The 17096-nt window shown below is 46.3% G+C and carries 20 protein-coding genes; 9 read left to right on the top strand and 11 right to left on the bottom strand.

Annotated features, from left to right (window positions below; translation table 11 throughout):
• The first annotated feature begins 56 nt into the window (after window positions 1-56).
• From ICN14_RS08490 to ICN14_RS08480, 3 genes are read left to right on the top strand one after another with little or no spacing between them, the layout of a single operon-like run.
• Window positions 57-587, top strand: coding sequence for a GNAT family N-acetyltransferase (locus ICN14_RS08490; protein WP_216226040.1), 531 nt, complete (start codon window positions 57-59; stop codon window positions 585-587).
• Between the two features lie 11 nt (window positions 588-598).
• Window positions 599-1141: an isochorismatase family protein gene (locus ICN14_RS08485; RefSeq protein WP_216226039.1), complete on the top strand. Its 543-nt coding sequence runs from the start codon at window positions 599-601 to the stop codon at window positions 1139-1141.
• Between the two features lie 58 nt (window positions 1142-1199).
• Complete coding sequence (locus ICN14_RS08480) at window positions 1200-1418, top strand: hypothetical protein (protein ID WP_046329638.1); 219 nt, start codon at window positions 1200-1202, stop codon at window positions 1416-1418.
• A gap of 5 nt (window positions 1419-1423) precedes the next feature.
• Here the strand turns inward: ICN14_RS08480 and ICN14_RS08475 are convergent, their stop codons facing one another.
• Together ICN14_RS08475 and ICN14_RS08470 are read right to left on the bottom strand one after the other, a co-directional pair.
• Window positions 1424-1726 carry a 4a-hydroxytetrahydrobiopterin dehydratase gene (locus tag ICN14_RS08475; protein ID WP_370624836.1) on the bottom strand — a complete coding sequence of 101 codons (303 nt, stop codon included), beginning with the start codon at window positions 1724-1726 and terminating at the stop codon, window positions 1424-1426.
• Window positions 1719-2453, bottom strand: a complete 735-nt coding sequence (locus ICN14_RS08470) for a pseudouridine synthase (protein ID WP_216226037.1) — start codon at window positions 2451-2453, stop codon at window positions 1719-1721. Before ICN14_RS08470 ends, ICN14_RS08475 begins: the two co-directional genes overlap by 8 nt.
• A 101-nt stretch (window positions 2454-2554) precedes the next feature.
• Between ICN14_RS08470 and ICN14_RS08465 the strand changes: the two genes are divergently transcribed.
• Window positions 2555-3094, top strand: coding sequence for a DUF2889 domain-containing protein (locus ICN14_RS08465; protein ID WP_216226036.1), 540 nt, complete (start codon window positions 2555-2557; stop codon window positions 3092-3094).
• Window positions 3095-3100: 6 nt separating this feature from the next.
• Here ICN14_RS08465 and ICN14_RS08460 read toward each other — a convergent pair whose 3' ends face one another.
• Window positions 3101-3871, bottom strand: a complete 771-nt coding sequence (locus ICN14_RS08460) for an SDR family oxidoreductase (protein WP_216226035.1) — start codon at window positions 3869-3871, stop codon at window positions 3101-3103.
• A gap of 53 nt (window positions 3872-3924) precedes the next feature.
• Between ICN14_RS08460 and ICN14_RS08455 the strand changes: the two genes are divergently transcribed.
• On the top strand, window positions 3925-4758 hold the full coding sequence (locus ICN14_RS08455) for a hypothetical protein (protein ID WP_255536022.1): 834 nt from the start codon (window positions 3925-3927) through the stop codon (window positions 4756-4758).
• A 9-nt stretch (window positions 4759-4767) separates the two neighbouring features.
• Here the strand turns inward: ICN14_RS08455 and ICN14_RS08450 are convergent, their stop codons facing one another.
• The 5 genes from ICN14_RS08450 to ICN14_RS08430 all read right to left on the bottom strand — a co-directional run bounded on the left by ICN14_RS08450 (window position 4768) and on the right by ICN14_RS08430 (window position 10273).
• A complete protein-coding gene (locus ICN14_RS08450; RefSeq protein ID WP_370624835.1) occupies window positions 4768-5706 on the bottom strand; it encodes an MBL fold metallo-hydrolase in 939 nt (312 codons plus the stop codon).
• 1 nt (window position 5707) lies between these two features.
• Complete coding sequence (locus tag ICN14_RS08445) at window positions 5708-6283, bottom strand: lipocalin family protein (RefSeq protein WP_370624834.1); 576 nt, start codon at window positions 6281-6283, stop codon at window positions 5708-5710.
• A gap of 23 nt (window positions 6284-6306) precedes the next feature.
• Window positions 6307-6894: a sulfite oxidase heme-binding subunit YedZ gene (locus ICN14_RS08440; protein ID WP_216226167.1), complete on the bottom strand. Its 588-nt coding sequence runs from the start codon at window positions 6892-6894 to the stop codon at window positions 6307-6309.
• 23 nt (window positions 6895-6917) lie between these two features.
• Window positions 6918-7880: a protein-methionine-sulfoxide reductase catalytic subunit MsrP gene (msrP, locus tag ICN14_RS08435; protein ID WP_216226034.1), complete on the bottom strand. Its 963-nt coding sequence runs from the start codon at window positions 7878-7880 to the stop codon at window positions 6918-6920.
• Window positions 7881-8038: 158 nt separating this feature from the next.
• Window positions 8039-10273, bottom strand: coding sequence for an NADP-dependent isocitrate dehydrogenase (locus ICN14_RS08430; protein WP_216226033.1), 2235 nt, complete (start codon window positions 10271-10273; stop codon window positions 8039-8041).
• A gap of 251 nt (window positions 10274-10524) precedes the next feature.
• Between ICN14_RS08430 and ICN14_RS08425 the strand changes: the two genes are divergently transcribed.
• Window positions 10525-11727: an MFS transporter gene (locus ICN14_RS08425; protein WP_216226032.1), complete on the top strand. Its 1203-nt coding sequence runs from the start codon at window positions 10525-10527 to the stop codon at window positions 11725-11727.
• On the opposite strand, the gene ICN14_RS08420 is transcribed toward ICN14_RS08425, so the two are convergent.
• The gene (locus tag ICN14_RS08420) at window positions 11724-12740 is read right to left on the bottom strand and encodes a DUF6352 family protein (protein ID WP_216226031.1); all 1017 of its coding nucleotides are present in this window, start codon (window positions 12738-12740) and stop codon (window positions 11724-11726) included. The two genes, ICN14_RS08425 and ICN14_RS08420, sit on opposite strands and share 4 nt — an antisense overlap.
• Window positions 12741-12815: 75 nt before the next feature.
• Between ICN14_RS08420 and ICN14_RS08415 the strand changes: the two genes are divergently transcribed.
• Window positions 12816-13163, top strand: a complete 348-nt coding sequence (locus ICN14_RS08415) for an FKBP-type peptidyl-prolyl cis-trans isomerase (RefSeq protein ID WP_216179006.1) — start codon at window positions 12816-12818, stop codon at window positions 13161-13163.
• Between the two features lie 76 nt (window positions 13164-13239).
• Here the strand turns inward: ICN14_RS08415 and ICN14_RS08410 are convergent, their stop codons facing one another.
• Window positions 13240-14223 (bottom strand): transglycosylase SLT domain-containing protein, encoded by a 984-nt coding sequence (locus tag ICN14_RS08410; protein ID WP_216226030.1) that lies wholly within the window; start codon window positions 14221-14223, stop codon window positions 13240-13242.
• A 519-nt stretch (window positions 14224-14742) separates the two neighbouring features.
• On the opposite strand from ICN14_RS08410, the gene ICN14_RS08405 reads away from it, so the two are divergent.
• Window positions 14743-15762 (top strand): DNA/RNA non-specific endonuclease, encoded by a 1020-nt coding sequence (locus ICN14_RS08405; RefSeq protein ID WP_216226029.1) that lies wholly within the window; start codon window positions 14743-14745, stop codon window positions 15760-15762.
• Window positions 15763-15766: 4 nt separating this feature from the next.
• Here the strand turns inward: ICN14_RS08405 and ICN14_RS08400 are convergent, their stop codons facing one another.
• The gene (locus tag ICN14_RS08400) at window positions 15767-16006 is read right to left on the bottom strand and encodes a DUF3820 family protein (protein ID WP_216226028.1); all 240 of its coding nucleotides are present in this window, start codon (window positions 16004-16006) and stop codon (window positions 15767-15769) included.
• A 153-nt stretch (window positions 16007-16159) separates the two neighbouring features.
• On the opposite strand from ICN14_RS08400, the gene ICN14_RS08395 reads away from it, so the two are divergent.
• Window positions 16160-17068, top strand: a complete 909-nt coding sequence (locus ICN14_RS08395; protein WP_255536021.1) for a DUF6662 family protein — start codon at window positions 16160-16162, stop codon at window positions 17066-17068.
• The last annotated feature ends 28 nt before the right edge of the window (window positions 17069-17096 follow it).

The raw sequence follows: 17096 nt of genomic DNA, 5'->3' as shown, positions 1-17096 counted from the left end.
TGGGGGTAGCTATAAAAAGGTATTCTGAAGCAAGGAGCCTCGCCCATATCTAGCTGATGAAGACACCGATTTCATTTTCCAATAAGACATATGCGCTTGACGGTGGGTCGAACTACCTTATTCGCCCTATCCAGCCGGATGATCGAGAGCGAATCATTGGGCTCTTTAATCACCTCTCACCCGAAAGCCGCTACCTGCGCTTTGCACATGCCATTTCTAAGTTGCCGGATGATTTTCTAGATGACATCCTGCACTTAGACTACAAAAAAGAAATGGCTCTAGTTGCAGTCATTGAAAATCATTCAGGCACGGATGAGATTGTTGGAATTGCACGTTATGTGACGCCACCCAAAAAAAGTAGTTGTGAATTTTCTCTAAGCGTTAGTGATAGCCATGCTACCCATGGTATTGGTACGCATCTAATGCTTGACCTCATTGCACATGCAAAAGAAAATGGATTGCAAGAAATATTAGGTTATGTCTTAAGTAAGAATCTCAAAATGTTGCACCTAGTTTCTGATCTGGGTTTTCAAATTACCAATCTCGATGATGATCCCGACTTTAAAACTGTGAGCCTTCTTCTATGAAACCAATAGCTATGAATACATCCAATCACATTCATTCAGAGTTATCCATCTTAATCTTGATCGATTTACAAGGGCGTCTGATGCCCGCAATAGATCAAGGCGAGGCAGTGCTAAATCAATGTATCCGCACCGCCAAAATTGCCCAACTGCTCGAGATTCCGATTATCGGCACCGAGCAGAGCCCAAGTAGCCTAGGGAGCAATGCCGAATCCATTAAGTCCTTTTGCAGCACCACCATTAGCAAAGAGCATTTCAATGCCTGCGCTGATGGCCTTACCGAAGCAATTCCTAGCAATCGCCAGCAATGCATTTTGATGGGATGTGAAACCCATGTTTGCTTATTGCAAACAGCACTCAAGCTTATCGACGAAGGCTATGACGTGTCGGTAGTAGTGGACGGAGTTGGCTCACGCAGAGCGCTTGATAAGCAAGTCGCACTAGACCGACTACAAACCGCCGGAGCCCGACTAATCACTGGGGAGATGCTGGGATTTGAGTGGCTCAAGAGTGCTCAAAATCCAGCCTTCAAAGAAGTTCTTGCGCTGCTCAAATAATAGGGCTGGGCTAGCGAGAGTTTATTTGCTATTCTGCATCATCACTTAAAGGATTTATATGACAAACGACACTCAAACCCAAAACGACGAAGATTTTGACTATGGGTGCGAATGCGCCATGACACTCTTAAATGAGCCGACAGAAGATTGCTTGAATGATCTGATTGACGAGCTGGATGAAGATGGCATGATCGCAACCGAAGTTGTTTATGGCCTGCTAGCAACTATCCTCATGAGTATTACCTCCGAAGATGAGGACGACGAGGAAGTTCAGTAAAGAAATTAGGCTAAGACTTGACGGGCAAATTGATCCATGGCGCTTGCCATGGTGATATCTAGCTCAGTTAAGGCCTTCATCGAATGGGTACTCAAGCGCACCGATACTCTATTCCAAGAATTAGACCAATCTGGATGATGATCCAGCTCTTCAGCAAAGTCTGCAGAGAGCGTCATAAACTCAAAGGCATCTTTAAAGTCTTTAAATTCAAATACTCGAGTTAACTCTTGAGCGTTAAGATTCACCTGCCACTCGGGTAGTATTTTTTCAAACTCAAAATCGCTTGCAACTAGTTTTGGCTTAGGCACTCGGGGCATCCACGCTCTTAGATAACTTTTGTAAATCTTCTGGATATAGCCAACGCCACTCACCTTCAGCTAAATCCGCAGGCATAACATATTGACCGATTTCAGTACGGTGTAGTTTGGCGACATGATTGCCTACTGCAGCCATCATTCGCTTCACCTGATGGTAGCGACCTTCAACGATAGTCATTGCTAATACATTTTCGCCAAGCTGTTTGCATGCTGTGGCAAAACAAGGCTTGGGATCATCATCTAGCACAACGCCTTTGAGCAAGTGGTCGATCTGTTTTTGGGTAATGGGTTCCGGAGTGGTGATCTCATATACCTTACCAATATTCTTCTTTGGCGTGGTCATCTTATGAATAAACTGACCGTCATCTGAAATCAAAATTAAGCCAGTGGTATCAAAATCTAAGCGGCCAACACATTGCAAACCCCGCTCTACAAAAGGCTTAGGCAGCAAGCTATAGACGCTTGGATGATGCGTAGTTTTGTGAGAACACTCGTAGTTTGGGGGCTTGTTAAAGGCGATATAGGCTTTTTCATGAAACTCCCAATCCTTGCCTTCTACATTGAGCATTAAACCCTCTGTAGCAATGCGCTCCTCAGGATCTTCCGCTAACACGCCATTGACCTTGACTAGGTCGGCATAGACTAAATCACTGCAAAAGCGCCTTGTGCCAAATCCTTGGCTGAATAATATTTTTTCGAGAGAAATTGGTTTGGCCATATGTTGCCGAGAATACTACAAAGCAGACCGACTACGCGACCGCGAAATGAAGCCGTTATGATTGACATACACCGTCTCTTAGATTTTTACTTACTGTCACCATGCTCTCCGCCCCAGCCCCTAGAAACCCCTTACATACCCGTGAAATTACTTTTCAGGGTTATGCCCGAGATGATGGCCTTTGGGACATTGAAGCCCATTTACGGGATTTCAAGTTTCAGCCTTTTAATACCGGTGGAAAAACCTGGGAGCCTGGCCAGGCTTTTCACGATATGTGGGTTCGCATCACCGTCAATACGGAATTAGTCATTCAGGCGATTGAGGTAGCAATGGATAGTCATCCGCACCCAGAGTGCCCCCAAGTGATACCTCCAATGGATGCGCTGATTGGAGCGCGCATTGGCAAAGGTTGGCGAAAAACCATCAATGAACATCTTGGTGGAATTAAAGGGTGCACGCACTTGCGAGAACTGCTGAGCAATATTGCAACAGCAGCTTTCCAATCTATTCCCGGAGCCTTATTTGATCCGGATGACAACAAGCCACCGCTCTATTTAGGGACCTGTAAATCTTGGGACTTTGACGGACCAGTAGTGATGCGCGTCTATCCCAAGTTTTACAAGTGGAAACCTACAGTCTAGGTTTCCTTAAAACTCACCACGGTGAACATTAAAGCCGTTGAAGGCTTGCTGCACTGGCATCAGCTCAACTAAATTAATGTTCATATGGCTTGGCAAGTTGGCGGACCAGTAAATAGCCTCAGCAACATCATCCGCACTCAATGCCTGAACACCGCTATAGACCTGACCCGCCTTATCATCATCACCCTTAAAGCGCACATTGGAAAACTCGGTTCCAGAACACATGCCAGGCTCAACGCAAGTAACGCGTACTGGTGTGCCAATTAAATCCGCTCTGAGGTTCAAACTAAATTGCTGCACAAAGGCTTTAGTACCACCGTAAACGTTGCCGCCTGGGTAGGGATAGTTTGCCGCCACGGAACCTAGATTGATCACATGCCCACATTTACGCTCCACCATTCCCGGTAAGAAAGCACGCGTCATATGCACGAGGCCTTTGATGTTGGTATCAATCATCTGATCCCAGTCAGAGAGAAATGCTTGATGTGCTGGCTCTAAGCCTAAAGCCAAGCCAGCGTTATTCACTAGCACTGTCACCTTAGCAAAGTCTGCCGGCAATGTTGCCGCAAGACCATCAACCTTGGCGCTGTCACATACATCCACAGCTAAAGTCAGTAATTTTTTCTGCTGCTCCGCCGGAAGGGATGCTTTTAAAGCCTCTAAGCGCTCTACCCTTCTGCCTACAGCAATCACTTTATGGCCATTCGCTAGGAATCGTCTAGCAGTTGCCTCTCCAAAGCCAGCGGTAGCGCCAGTTACTAAAACTGTATGTTCCATATTCTTTCTGCTTATCTTTTTTAATTGACTGAGTCATTTATATTAATGCCTATATGACATTGCTGCGGATTTTTACTCACCATCTGATTTCCATGGCTCTTCTGGGATTAATGGGGTCAGCTTTGGCCGATGAAAGCAAATTCTCAGGCGGATTTTTAGATCTTGAGAAAGCGTCTGATCAGTACTCTAGTCAACGGGTGCTCGAATTTTGGGGATATCACAATACCTTCGGAGAGCAAACTCAAAGCGACACCCTGAAACTGCGCTACTACCAACCTCTACAGCTTGATCAATGGCGGGGCACATTGCGCTTAGATACCTCCTATGTATCTACTTATGGACCACAACTTCCAGAGCAATCATCTGGAACCTATAGCGCGGGTAACACCATGCTTACCGTTTGGGGAAACCATCCTAGCATTCTAAAAAATTGGGAAGGCACTTTGGGCGGTCGAATCATCTTTCCATTTGGTAATTATGGGCAGTGGGCAGCTGGACCTCAGATAGGGACCGTATATGTTCCCAAAGAGGGATCTGACTCACGGCTCTCAGATTTTTCACCACTCTTGCGATATATGTACGGGTTTAACACCAAAGGCAATTCCTTTGCCAATAATTCCAACCAGCCACCTTTAGTTCGCAATCTGAATATTTTTCCAACGCTAGGATTTAACATCTTTCCCGATACTCAAATTCGTTTTTGGGATGAAAACGGGATTGCGTGGAATACTGGTGGGGGTGGTGGCTGGTTTGTGCCAATTGATGCCATGGTGACTCATCGACTCAATAAACACTTCTTATTTGCGGTAGGGGCTAGCAAACAGGTAGTGCAGAGCTATCCTGTTTACGACTGGTCTTTCTATGGAAAGCTCTCATTTAATTTCTAGTTAAAAGAGTTAATCAAGATTTACCAGGTAATCTTTTTCGATAGTTGCCGCTTTCGATTTCACTAAAGCCTGCACTAACCAGTCTTGAAACTCTTCAGCACCGAGATTCATTTGCTGACGGATACTTTCCAGTGCGGGCGTACCTGAAATCCACTGATTCACCGTTGCCAAATCCTGATTGCGCCATTCCAATAATTTGTACTTGAGAAGCACCTTGGCTCCATGACGGGCATTGCGATCGGCATCGCTTGAGAGGTAATCCAGGCGGGATTTAGCAGTCTCGATAGACTTCTTTACATCAGTAAAAGGTTTGCCATGCCCCGGAATAACCAGGGCAACAGAGAGGCTTTCAATTAACTCTAGCGTCTGCGCCACCTCTTCAAAGCCACCCTCACCCCAAAGCTCGGGGAAGATAACTCCAAAGCCCTCCTCCCAAAGTGCATCAGCAGAGATCAAGATTTGATGCTCCTCTTGGTACAGCATGATGGAATGATTATCATGGCCAGGAGCTGCAAGAATTTGCCAGCGATAAGGGCCTAAGGTAATTTCTTTGCCAGGCAGGAGGAGAGCATGATGTCTAAAGCGCGGGCATTCTTGCCCCAATTGCTTAAAGCTGAGTAAATTCTCATCCCAGTCTTGGACAGCAATTGCCTCGGCCTCTGGTATCCAGATCTCGCAATCAAATTCGTTTGATAGAGCTGCATTGCCACCACAATGATCTGAGTGCAAATGGGTATTGACTACTTTATTGAGCGTTTTTAAGCCATGCCGCTTGAGCGCATTGACGACTAAGTCAACCGTCATCTGCTGATGAGCGCAGTACCCAGTATCGACCAAGGAAACATCATCATCGCCGAAAAGAAAAATATTATTTGCCGATAACCAACCACGTTCGAAGATATCGATTCCAGGGGGTAGCAAGTAATTGCCGATTCGCTTTTCAGACACGTTAATTTTTCTGGGAAGTGAGCTCGAGCTTTTGAATGTCGAACTGCTGCTGCTTCAAACGCTGCAATAAATCGGCATACACTTTGGGATCGAGCTGCGGCGTTCTCGATAAAACCCAAAGATATTCTCTTCTCGGGTCGCTTACAGCCGCCACCTGATATTGCGCATCCAAATCAATTACCCAGTAATCGCCCCATACCATTGGTAAAAAAGAAAGCCAGTCCGGAGCAAAGCGTACTTCCAGTTTTGGGGAGTCCTTAGCGCCAATTTGACGAGCCAAACCCTCTGCCTCTGAAGTCTCTCCACCAGCAGTTTTACAGCTATTGAGTACTCGAAGATTGCCATCGGGCTTAGCGGTATATACAGCCTTGGTATTCGAAATGCATTTTTTCTGAAACCAGTTCGGAAACTTCGCTATCTCATACCAGGTTCCTAGATAGCGAGGAACATCTAGAGTCGCTATGGTCTTTACTGCTTGGTCACCCTGCTGAGCTATGGCCTGCGATGATCCCATGCAAATCAGCAGCGCGCCCAATATGGAAGTAAGTGAAGCGCGAGAATGTGAAAACAAAGTCATAGGTGAGTTGAGATGAGGTGATGTTAAGTAATGAACTGCTTGCTCAGGAGCTTGCGGATATAAGGAATCCTACAACATAACAGTAATAGCAAAACAACTGCATAGATTGTCACGGTATCTAGATCGTTCTTGCCTGCCTTGTGCCACCAATAATGCAGGATCACGGTGCAAGCAATAAGATAAATAAGTCGATGTAGTTGTGCCCAACGACGACCTAGCTTTCTTTGAGCCCAATGAGTCGAAGTCAAAGCTAATGGGATGAGCAACACAAAGCTAATAAAGCCCATGGTGATAAATGGCCGCTTCACCACATCTTTAATCATTCCCGCTAGATCGAAGTCTTGATCCAGCCAAAGCCAAATACCAAAATGTAGGCAGGCATAGAAAAAACTAAATAGGCCCAACATTCTGCGATACCGAATCCATGCAACTGAATTTGTGAGTAAACGTAATGGCGTCATCGCCAGTGTCAAACATAGAAAAACTAGTGACCATGTGCCAGTTGAACGCGTAATGAACTCAATGGGGTTAGCGCCCAAGCTATCAGTAAAGCCTAGCCAGATCAAACGATCTAAAGGCAGTAGCGCCAACAGGAAAATCAGTAACTTCATCAAGCTGTACTTATCACATGACCTTAGTAAAACTTCTTGAGGTCCATCCCGGAGTACATGCTTGCTACCTGATCACCATATCCATTGAACATTTGGGTTTTGATTTTGGGAGCAAAGACACCTTTGGGATCGCCAATACGCCGCTCGGTCGCCTGACTCCAGCGTGGATGATCTACTAAAGGATTCACGTTGGAATAAAAGCCATATTCCCTTGCATCGAACTGGCTCCAGCTAGTCTTCGGCATCTCTTCTGTCAAACGAATTTTGACAATCGACTTAGCACTCTTAAAGCCATATTTCCAAGGCACCACAATGCGTACTGGGGCGCCATTTTGCTTTGGCAGAGTCTCACCATAAAGACCAAAGGTAAGCAGAGTCAATGGATTCATTGCCTCATCCAAGCGCAGACCTTCGCGATAAGGCCATTCAATAATCTGACTCTTGAGTCCTGGCATTTGCTTGCGATCCGCCAAGGAAATAAATTCGACATACTTGGCGGAGCCTAAAGGCTGAACTTGATTCAGCAACTTGGATAAAGAGTAACCATCCCATGGAATAATCATCGACCAACCTTCAACACAGCGCATGCGATAGATGCGCTCCTCCATCGGGGCAAGCTTGAGCAATGCATCCATATCCAAGGTCATTGGCTTTTTAACTAAACCTTCAATCGTTACTGTCCACGGACGCGTCTGCAAGCTTTCAGCATAGGCGGCGGGATCTGACTTATCCGTACCAAACTCATAGAAGTTGTTATAGCTGGTCACATACTTATAGCTAGTCGACTCGTCCTTCAGAACAAAGTTTGGGTTCGGTGTAGCGAGTAACTTCTGTGGATTACTGGCAAGCGCCTCGCGCGAGAACCAGGGAGCAAGTGCAAGCCCAAAAGCGCCGGCAGCGGCACTTTTAATCAAGTCACGACGTCCCTCAAAAACTGCCTTGGGGGTTACCTCCTGAGATAGCCGCTTCAGTTCATTTGCGCGCATATTCAATTCTCCTCAATGGATATAGGCCAACATTGCTAATACCGACCATTCTCCTACGCCTACCAATTTCTTGCTGAACTGCTGAATTCCAGCAAATAGAGCCGCATAAGAAAAAAGGCAAACCGCTTGGTTTGCCTTTTTTGTGACGCTAACTCAGCTTAAGCTGCAGCTTTTTTCAAGATCTCGTTAAGCGTAGTGCTTGGGCACATTACCGCTTTGAACTTAGCTTGATCAGGCATAAAGTAGCCGCCAATATCGGCTGGCTTGCCTTGCACTGCCTTGAACTCAGCAACAATCTTTTGCTCATTCTCAGTTAGTGCTTTTGCAATCGGAGCAAAGTGGGCTTGTAGCTCTTTGTCTTCGGTTTGCACTGCCAAGGCTTGAGCCCAGTACATCGCCAAGTAGAACTGGCTACCGCGGTTATCCAACTCACCAGTACGTGGTGATGGTGACTTATTGTTGTCCAACAATGTACCAGTTGCTTCATCTAGGGTACGAGCCAAAATCTTCACTTTTGGATTATTAGTCTTGTCACCGATATCTTCCAATGAAACAGCTAAGGCCAAAAACTCACCTAGAGAATCCCAACGTAAATGGTTCTCTTCAACTAATTGCTGAACGTGCTTAGGAGCAGAACCGCCCGCACCAGTTTCAAAGAGGCCGCCGCCCGCCATCAATGGCACGATAGACAACATCTTGGCGCTGGTACCGAGTTCCATAATTGGGAACAAATCCGTGAGGTAGTCACGCAAAATATTACCTGTTACTGAGATCGTATCTTTACCGCGAATGATGCGCTCCAAGGTGTAGCGCATTGCGCGAGTCTGAGACATGATCTGAATATCCACACCAGTTAAGTCATGATCTTTCAAATAGGTTTGAACCTTCTTGATCAACTCAGCTTCATGTGGACGGTACTCATCCAACCAGAATACCGCTGGAGTGCCAGACAAACGCGCACGATTGACTGCCAACTTAACCCAGTCACGAATTGGCGCATCTTTAACCTGACACATACGCCAGATATCACCCTCTTCAACGTTCTGCTCAAGCAATACTGTGCCGTCATCCGCAACAATACGGGCTACGCCAGCTTCAGGGATTTCAAAAGTCTTGTCATGTGAACCATACTCTTCTGCCTGCTGAGCCATCAAGCCCACGTTTGGCACAGAACCCATCGTTGTTGGATCAAAGTTACCGTGAGTCTTACAGAAGTTAATCATCTCTTGGTAGATACGGGCAAAAGTACTTTCCGGAATAACCGCCTTGGTGTCATGCAAACGGCCGTCAGCACCCCACATCTTGCCGCCTACACGAATCATCGCTGGCATAGATGCGTCCACAATCACATCGCTTGGTGAATGGAGGTTGGTAATGCCTTTAGCAGAATCTACCATCGCCAATGCTGGGCGGTGCTCATGGCAAGCGTGCAAATCTTGAATGATTTCTTCGCGCTTGGATTCTGGCAAAGTTTTGATCTTGTCATACAAGCTGCTCATACCGTTGTTAGGATTAACACCCAACTCTTCAAACAACTTACCGTGCTTTTCAAAAGCATCTTTGTAGAAAATCTTTACAGCGTGACCGAACACGATTGGGTGTGACACCTTCATCATGGTTGCCTTCACGTGCAAGGACAACATCATGCCAGTCTTGTAAGCATCTTCGATTTCTTTTTCATAGAACTCGCAAAGTGCTTTCTTGCTCATATACATGCTGTCAATAATTTCACCAGCGAGCAAAGAGACTTTTGGCTTAAGAACAATTGTCTTACCGCTCTTCGTCACTAAATCCATCTTCACATCACATGCCTTAGTCATGGTCATTGACTTCTCACCTGCGTAGAAGTCGCCACCATGCATGTGGGATACATGCGTACGGGAAGCCTGGCTCCAGTCACCCATCGAGTGCGGGTTCTTACGGGCATAGCGCTTAACAGCATTTGGTGCGCGGCGATCAGAGTTACCCTCACGCAATACTGGGTTTACAGCACTACCCAAGCATTTAGAGTAACGAGCACGGATTGATTTTTCAGCATCATCCTTAGGATCATCTGGGAAATCAGGGAGCTTGTAGCCCTTCGATTGCAACTCTTTAATAGCAGCGAGCAATTGCGGAACTGAAGCACTGATATTAGGCAGCTTAATGATGTTGGTATCAGGCAATAGAGTCATGCGGCCAAGCTCAGCCAAATTATCAGGAACTTTCTGCTCGGCCGTTAAGCAATCAGAGAACTCTGACAAGATACGTGCCGCAACAGAAATGTCGCTTTCTACAACCTGTACTCCAGCTGGCGCTGTAAAAGTACGAATGATTGGTAAAAATGCACAGGTCGCCAATAAGGGCGCTTCGTCTGTCAGCGTGTAAATGATCTTTGATTTCTCTGAAGCCATTGATTTTTCCTCGATATGGATAAATATTAGGGCCCGGTCTTATACCGAACCACTCTCGCATTCCGCACGCAACACTTCAGGCGCTTTTGGCTGTCTTGGGTGTAATTTCACGCACTGGACCGAGACATCTATTTTAAATCATCGACCCCAGCAATTTAAGGGCTTTTAGGCACCAAATTGGCTGAAGTCGGTCAATTTAAGGGAATCCACCAAGCCAATATCGAACTTACTTACATCGTAAACTGCTGTGCATGACCAACAAGCACCCCCTACTCAACAAAAACCTCGTACTGTTGATTCTCTGCCAGGGCTTGTTTTTAACCAATAATGTGACCTTTATCGCCATTAATGGCCTAGTTGGGCTTAGTTTGAGCCCGGTTGCCTGGATGGCTACCTTGCCAGTGATGGGCTACGTTGTAGGCGGCGCATTCTCCACCTCGATTGTGGCCAAAACCCAAAATTACTTTGGCCGGAAGATTTCCTTTCAGCTAGGCCTCCTGGTAGCCGTCTTTTCAGCGCTTCTGTGCGCCTATGCCGCCATTACCAAGAACTTCTGGCTTCTAGTGCTAGGCACCTTTATTGCGGGCTATTACAGCGCCAATGGGCAACTATATCGATTTGCAGCTGCTGAGCTAACCGTTATCAGCCAGAGGGACAGGGCGGTCTCCTGGGTGCTTGCCGGAGGAATCCTTGGGGCTGTCATTGGACCTAACCTCGCCTCCTGGACTAAAGACTTCTTTGACACTGCTTTTTTGGGGGCTTACCTCACCCTCTCGATAGCCGGCTTTATCGGGATCATCGTGATGCAGTTCATCCACTTCCCAGAAGAGTTCAAAACCCAACACTCACTTTCTGATGGCAGAGATCTTAAGACTATTCTTCGCCAACCCGTTTTTATGGTTGCTGTGATTGGCGCCTCCCTGGGTTATGGCGTCATGAACCTCCTGATGGCAGCAACGCCACTGGCGATGCAGATTTGTGGACTACCCTTTTCCGAGACGGCACTGGTATTGGAATGGCATGTGATTGGTATGTTCGCACCCGGATTTTTTACTGGCTCACTCATTCAGCGCTTTGGCACACTCAAGATCATGGGCGTTGGAGTAATCCTCAATCTCATCTGCATTGCAATCGCACTTTCCGGCACCAACTTGCATCAATTCTTAATCGCACTATTTTTATTGGGTGTTGGTTGGAACTTTTTGTTTACAGGATCCACCTCACTAGCGATGACCGCTTACCGACCAGAAGAGCGTGACAAAGCTCAGGCAGCAATTAACTTCTTTGTATTTGGCACCATGGCCTTCACTTCATTTGGATCGGGTGCGCTCATTACTTCGCAGGGCTGGAGCATCCTGAACTTCGGATCACTACTCCCCGTCGCCGTCACAGCGGGTGCCTTGATTTGGCTGAGCGCCAATCGTAAGAAGACTGGCGCAGCCTCTGCTACTTAGGAAGCTTTAGCTAAGGGCAAATTGAAGAGTAAGTTTTGCGGTTTGAGTTTGAGTTGCTTTTCATCATTCATGGCAATAGCCATATATACCGGCTTGCCAGCCTGAGACTGAGTAACAGCAGCCTCATCAATAAAGTCTAGGCGGAATAAACAAATCACCTTCTCAAGCTCGTCAGAATCGACTGACTCTTTGTTGTAGAGCTTATTCAAGATATCGGTTGCAGCAGCATCTAGGCCAACATGCCAAGACCACTTAGGATCGGAAATTTGCTGCATTGGAGTAATGCGCACTTGGGCACCTAAAAAGTGTTGCACCCATTTTTCGAGAACGCGGCAAAAATGATTGATGGGTGGCTGACCAAAATTGAGCTGAACTGCAAAATCATGATCTTCATTCTTCTCCCAATACAGATCAGCATTTTCTTCATGCAGGACATCTAAATCGATCGAGCGCATGGACATCGACTTACTCTTCAGAAGATCCAGAATGTTTCCAGTCTCACCAGCTTGCGCATTGCGAGTGACCACCTCATCATCCGCGCCCATCACAACGCCGTCTTCTAGTACGGTGATCTTTTGAGTCCGGAAAAAAATCTCGCCCATACGCGCATCCAAGGGGTGGCAATCCTCACCCAAGATGTGTCGAATAAATATTTCCGCCAGCTGAGAAATAAATAATGGCGGTACATCAACGCCATCACCTTTAAACAAACTCATATAGAAGTTTTCTAAAGAGCTGGCTGCCAATAGCTTGGCTCGATACCTCAACCAAACTTGATAGTTGACCTGAATATCTGGATCCGCCATGGCAGCTACTTCTTGCTCTGAAATAGTTGCTCGGGGGTTCTCACTTAAGCGCTGGTGCAGAGCACGCTCTGCATCGCAGGATTCAGGAACGAGGTTTAACTCTGGGCGCAATAAGTAGGTGCGCAGAAAATCATCCGTCACCTGCAGTTGATTGTCCGAGCCAACCGCAAGGGTTTTATACGCAGAATGGGGCCAAAAGTTTGTCATGTTAGTTTGCTCGAACAAAAAGATTACGCTCAGAATATACTAGCCCTTCAATTTCAGCCAAAGAGGAAGATAAACGTGAGCGAACTCCAAAAAATAGATACCGTTGTTGGTGATGGCAAAGAAGCGACTGCCGGCAATCATGTAGATGTGCATTACACCGGATGGTTGTTTGATGACAAAGCGCCAGATCACAAAGGTCAGAAGTTTGATAGCTCCCTGGACCGCGGCCAACTGTTTAGCTTCCCTTTGGGTGCTGGGCATGTAATCAAGGGCTGGGATCAAGGCGTACAAGGCATGAAGATCGGCGGCAAACGCACTCTCATCATTCCTTCTGAAATGGGCTATGGCGCACGCGGCGCTGGTGGCGTCATTCCCCCAAATGCAACCCTAGTATTTGACGTAGAGCTACACGGAGTAAATTAATTCCAAGCTAGCATCTGCAAGTAATAAGGCCACTCGATGAGTGGCCTTATTTTTTACCAGAGAAAAACTGCCGATCTTACGAACGCAAGTCTTTTCCATTCAAGGTTAATTTATTTTGCATTGCTGGCTGACACAAGCCAATCAAACGATTTCTTTCAGCCATTACCTTATCGGTATAGCCACCATCGTTATCCGCATTTGCAGCGCCGACGTAATATTTCAAGCCATTGCGTAATGAACCACTGGTGGCAATCAAATATTTCAAAATATAAGCGCCTACCCGAATATTTACTTCAGGCTTCACAGCATCAGTAGCTCCACCGTACAAAGCATATTTATCTTTATGAATGGTGGTCATCACCTGCATCAAACCTTCAGCACCAGCCTGGCTTTTAGTCAGGGGATTAAAGTTCGACTCAACTGAAATTACGGCAAGCAACAAAACTGGATCAATGTTGACTTCTTTTGCGATCAACACCGTATTGGAAACGTATTCCTCAATCTTGGCACGATCTAACTTGTACTTCTTTTCAAAGAAGTCAGCGACAGCACGTTGATTCTGAATCGACACCATCAACTTTGAATCGAGCGCCTGCGGATCGATTTTTGAAGCGGGGATGCGATCTGATAGATGAGAAATCGGCTTTACTTGGGCATGAGCCACTGAAGGCATCAAGAGAGCAACTGTTTGTTGCTTAGCGCTCATGAGGCCGCTACTAGGACTGACCGAAGCTTTCCCGTAGATCACATTGGCAATCTCTTTATCTGCGATGACCTTTGGAGCTTCTTCTTGGTACTGATCAAGCATTCCAAAACCGTTTTGCCACACCATATGGCGCGATTCATCGGGAACCAGGATGCGAGCTAAATCAAAAGCACCTGCTTGAGTTCCATTGCCGGAGAGCCAGAGCCCCACGATCATGAAAATAGTCACGATCACCAAACCATTCATCACCCGATACACAGGCGATAGTGCGTGAGCTAACAACTCTTTAGCGTTAACCGTTGCTGGTTGCGCTAGTTGCAAGTCACTCGAATTGGTAGAAAAACATTTAATCATTCATGGTCTTGCAGCACACCTAAAATCAAGCTTCTGATTTATGTTGCGATGCAATAAGTAAAAAACATGAGTCATCCTAAGAAGGTTCTTATATCAAGTCAAGAATAAAGAACTCTGTTTCGATAACTTTTAGGTCTTGAAATAAGGATGATCCCTAATGAGGCCCCTGATTTTTATATTTAACTCTTTAAATTCAATGACTTAAATAAGTTAGTGAGGACTTATTTCATATAATAAAAAAGTGCTCAAAATCCAACTTTTTTACTATTTTTCAACTTCAAAAGCACTGTCTGACCCATACATCTAGTATTCCGGCGGACTGTATTTTCTACCGGTAGTGTTCTGATGGCCTTCTCTGCCAGTTGAGGATCTTGCATTATTTACGCCTTACGGTGACGTAAGGCAGCTGCACAAAATGCTTCTTAAGCCCCGTCCACACTAGCTCTAGAGCTAACTTAAATGCCCAGTAGACGAAAAACTTTTACATCCTCATGGCACCACTCATTACACTGACATGCAATGAAATTCCTGGTCAAACCATTCTTACTTAGCCTACTTTGGCTACCGCTCAGTGCGTTCGCCCTCTTCGATCAATGTAAAGATCTGTTCCCGGCCCAGCAAATACCGACAACGACTCAGGTAGGACGAGACCTTTGCTTCGACGATTTTGCGATCTACTACTCACCTTCAGATAAAAAGCCCATCTACACCATTGAGAAACTCAATGGCGAGCAGCTCCAAGCGCCTCACCCACGCCGCACCAATCAGTTTTATGAAGAGGCTAGACTGCCTTTTCATGAGCGCGCCCTACTGGCAGACTATCGCGGCAGTGGGTATGACCGTGGCCACAACGTGCCAGCTGGGGACATGACAAGTGAAAAGGGGATGGCGCAGTCATTCTCCCTGGCAAATATGATGCCGCAAGCCAGGCAAAACAATCAGGGTATCTGGGCAAAACGGGTTGAAGAACCTACGAGGATGTATATCAAACGCGCGCAAGGCGATGTGTACGTCTTTACAGGATCAGTTGGCAATGCTGGCAGCATAGGTAAAAGCAAGGTCACTATTCCAAGCCATCTATATAAGCTGGTCTACGACCCCAACAAAAAATTGGCTTGGGCTTATTGGGTTGAGAATGCTGATGATGCGCAAATGAGCGCGCCAATCTCTTACGCTGATCTGATTCAGAAAACCGGTATCGACTTTCACTTGCCAGTAGAGAGCGCCGAAAGTAAATCAATCAAATCGACTACGAAGAGCGCATCAGCACCCAGGCAAGTAGTGGGCGGTTGGTATCCGGTCTTTTTTGACCAATACTCACCTGAGAAGGTGGCGGCACTCATCTCCAACATCAAGTCAGGAAGGGTTGCCAGCATAGAGCTTCAATATGACCGCAACCTCAATTTGGCTCAAAGCTTAGCGAAAGAGATTGAAGCTCAGAGCTCAATCGTGGTCACACTCTCGCAAAGCAGTCCGCCGGATTCAGTCAGTGTGACTTATGAACGTCATCGCGTCATCGCGATAGTGCACTCCAAATAAATTATTACTCCCGAGTGCGGGGAGAAATTCCATGGGCCCGCTGAATGGGCGCCAATAAGCCTCGTAATCCATTGTGATCAAGGGTATGCATTAGCTCCAGGAGCTGTCCAAGCTCGCCCTTAGGAAAGCCTTCACGAGCGAACCAGGCCAAGTAATTACCAGGCAAGTCCGCAAGCGCACGACCAGCATGCTTGCCATAAGGCATCTTCATAGTGACCAGCTTCACAAGGGCTTCTGAATCCATAGCTACGGATCTTACAAGCTTGGCAGTCAACCCAGTCAAATCTCAACACCAAAGCACATAGGGTCATTTTCTCAATTGAGAATTATTCTCATTTACTGTATATTGCGAATGATTCTTAATTACTTTTACTAACCAGACCACCTCACTATGAAAATGACTATCAAAAGACTTGTTGCCTTTAGCATCCTATTAGCCACCGCCTTGCACTTCTCATTCGCCAATGCGGGTGAAGGTGCGTTTGGATGGATTTACACCCTAGATCTACAGCCAAAAGGAAAGCTTGAGTTTGAGCAGCGCTTACAGCTCAATAAACAACAAGCAGCCGGTTCTTATAACGCTTGGTTTTCTAGATCGGAATTGGAATATGGCGTCACGAATGACTTTCAACTTGCCGGCTACCTTAATGCCTATTACGTGAATGCAAATCAAAATTACACCAACTCAGATGCATGCGATGGCGCCGCATCCTGCACTGGTGGGCAACCTGTCCCTGAATCACATAATCCTGCCTCACCCTACAGAAAAGGTGGCATTGAGGGTGGTTCACTAGAGGCAATTTATCGCATCACCAATCCAGTCACCTCTCCAGTCGGAGTTGGCCTGTATTTAGAACCAACTATTGGTAAGAACAAGAATGAGATTGAAGCGCGTTTATTACTGCAATCCAACTTTATTGACGATAAATTAGTTCTAGCCGGCAACGTTGTAGTTGCAAATGAGCAATTGAAGTTTGTTGGCAATGGCAATGTTCCTGAATCGATGCTGGATTTCCTAGTGGGTGCAAGCTATCGATTTGCACCCAAGTGGTCTGGTGGCGTTGAGGCACGTTTTCATAATGACTACTCTAGCTACAACTTACAAAACCAAGTACAAAGAGCCACTTTTGTCGGCCCCAACTTACATTACGCAGAAAAAGACTGGTGGGTCACTGGTGCTTGGCGCTATCAACTCAAAGGCAATACGTGTATGGGTGACGGAACCGCAGAATGCTCCAATGCTCGCGTTTGGGATAGTCACTCGGTTAATGAATTTATCGTCAAAGTTGGCTTCCCGCTGAACTAAACAAGATCTCTCATATTTTTAATTTAAA

Origin of the sequence: Polynucleobacter sp. MG-27-Goln-C1 (assembly GCF_018881905.1) — a bacterium.
GTDB lineage: Bacteria > Pseudomonadota > Gammaproteobacteria > Burkholderiales > Burkholderiaceae > Polynucleobacter.
The sequence above is the reverse complement of the archived record's forward strand: the minus strand, read 5'-3'. Positions and strand labels throughout refer to the sequence as shown.

What these genes read in the sequence shown, in the direction of transcription:
- ICN14_RS08480 (WP_046329638.1), top strand. Translation starts at nt 1,200, where the DNA reads ATGACAAACGACACTCAAACCCAAAACGACGAAGATTTTGACTATGGG.
- ICN14_RS08410 (WP_216226030.1), bottom strand. Translation starts at nt 14,223, where the DNA reads ATGATTAAATGTTTTTCTACCAATTCGAGTGACTTGCAACTAGCGCAA.
- ICN14_RS08430 (WP_216226033.1), bottom strand. Translation starts at nt 10,273, where the DNA reads ATGGCTTCAGAGAAATCAAAGATCATTTACACGCTGACAGACGAAGCG.
- ICN14_RS08395 (WP_255536021.1), top strand. Translation starts at nt 16,160, where the DNA reads ATGACTATCAAAAGACTTGTTGCCTTTAGCATCCTATTAGCCACCGCC.
- ICN14_RS08470 (WP_216226037.1), bottom strand. Translation starts at nt 2,453, where the DNA reads ATGGCCAAACCAATTTCTCTCGAAAAAATATTATTCAGCCAAGGATTT.
- ICN14_RS08485 (WP_216226039.1), top strand. Translation starts at nt 599, where the DNA reads ATGAATACATCCAATCACATTCATTCAGAGTTATCCATCTTAATCTTG.
- ICN14_RS08455 (WP_255536022.1), top strand. Translation starts at nt 3,925, where the DNA reads ATGACATTGCTGCGGATTTTTACTCACCATCTGATTTCCATGGCTCTT.
- ICN14_RS08460 (WP_216226035.1), bottom strand. Translation starts at nt 3,871, where the DNA reads ATGGAACATACAGTTTTAGTAACTGGCGCTACCGCTGGCTTTGGAGAG.
- msrP (WP_216226034.1), bottom strand. Translation starts at nt 7,880, where the DNA reads ATGCGCGCAAATGAACTGAAGCGGCTATCTCAGGAGGTAACCCCCAAG.
- ICN14_RS08445 (WP_370624834.1), bottom strand. Translation starts at nt 6,283, where the DNA reads ATGACTTTGTTTTCACATTCTCGCGCTTCACTTACTTCCATATTGGGC.
- ICN14_RS08465 (WP_216226036.1), top strand. Translation starts at nt 2,555, where the DNA reads ATGCTCTCCGCCCCAGCCCCTAGAAACCCCTTACATACCCGTGAAATT.
- ICN14_RS08405 (WP_216226029.1), top strand. Translation starts at nt 14,743, where the DNA reads ATGAAATTCCTGGTCAAACCATTCTTACTTAGCCTACTTTGGCTACCG.
- ICN14_RS08490 (WP_216226040.1), top strand. Translation starts at nt 57, where the DNA reads ATGAAGACACCGATTTCATTTTCCAATAAGACATATGCGCTTGACGGT.
- ICN14_RS08440 (WP_216226167.1), bottom strand. Translation starts at nt 6,894, where the DNA reads ATGAAGTTACTGATTTTCCTGTTGGCGCTACTGCCTTTAGATCGTTTG.
- ICN14_RS08400 (WP_216226028.1), bottom strand. Translation starts at nt 16,006, where the DNA reads ATGGATTCAGAAGCCCTTGTGAAGCTGGTCACTATGAAGATGCCTTAT.
- ICN14_RS08420 (WP_216226031.1), bottom strand. Translation starts at nt 12,740, where the DNA reads ATGACAAACTTTTGGCCCCATTCTGCGTATAAAACCCTTGCGGTTGGC.
- ICN14_RS08425 (WP_216226032.1), top strand. Translation starts at nt 10,525, where the DNA reads ATGACCAACAAGCACCCCCTACTCAACAAAAACCTCGTACTGTTGATT.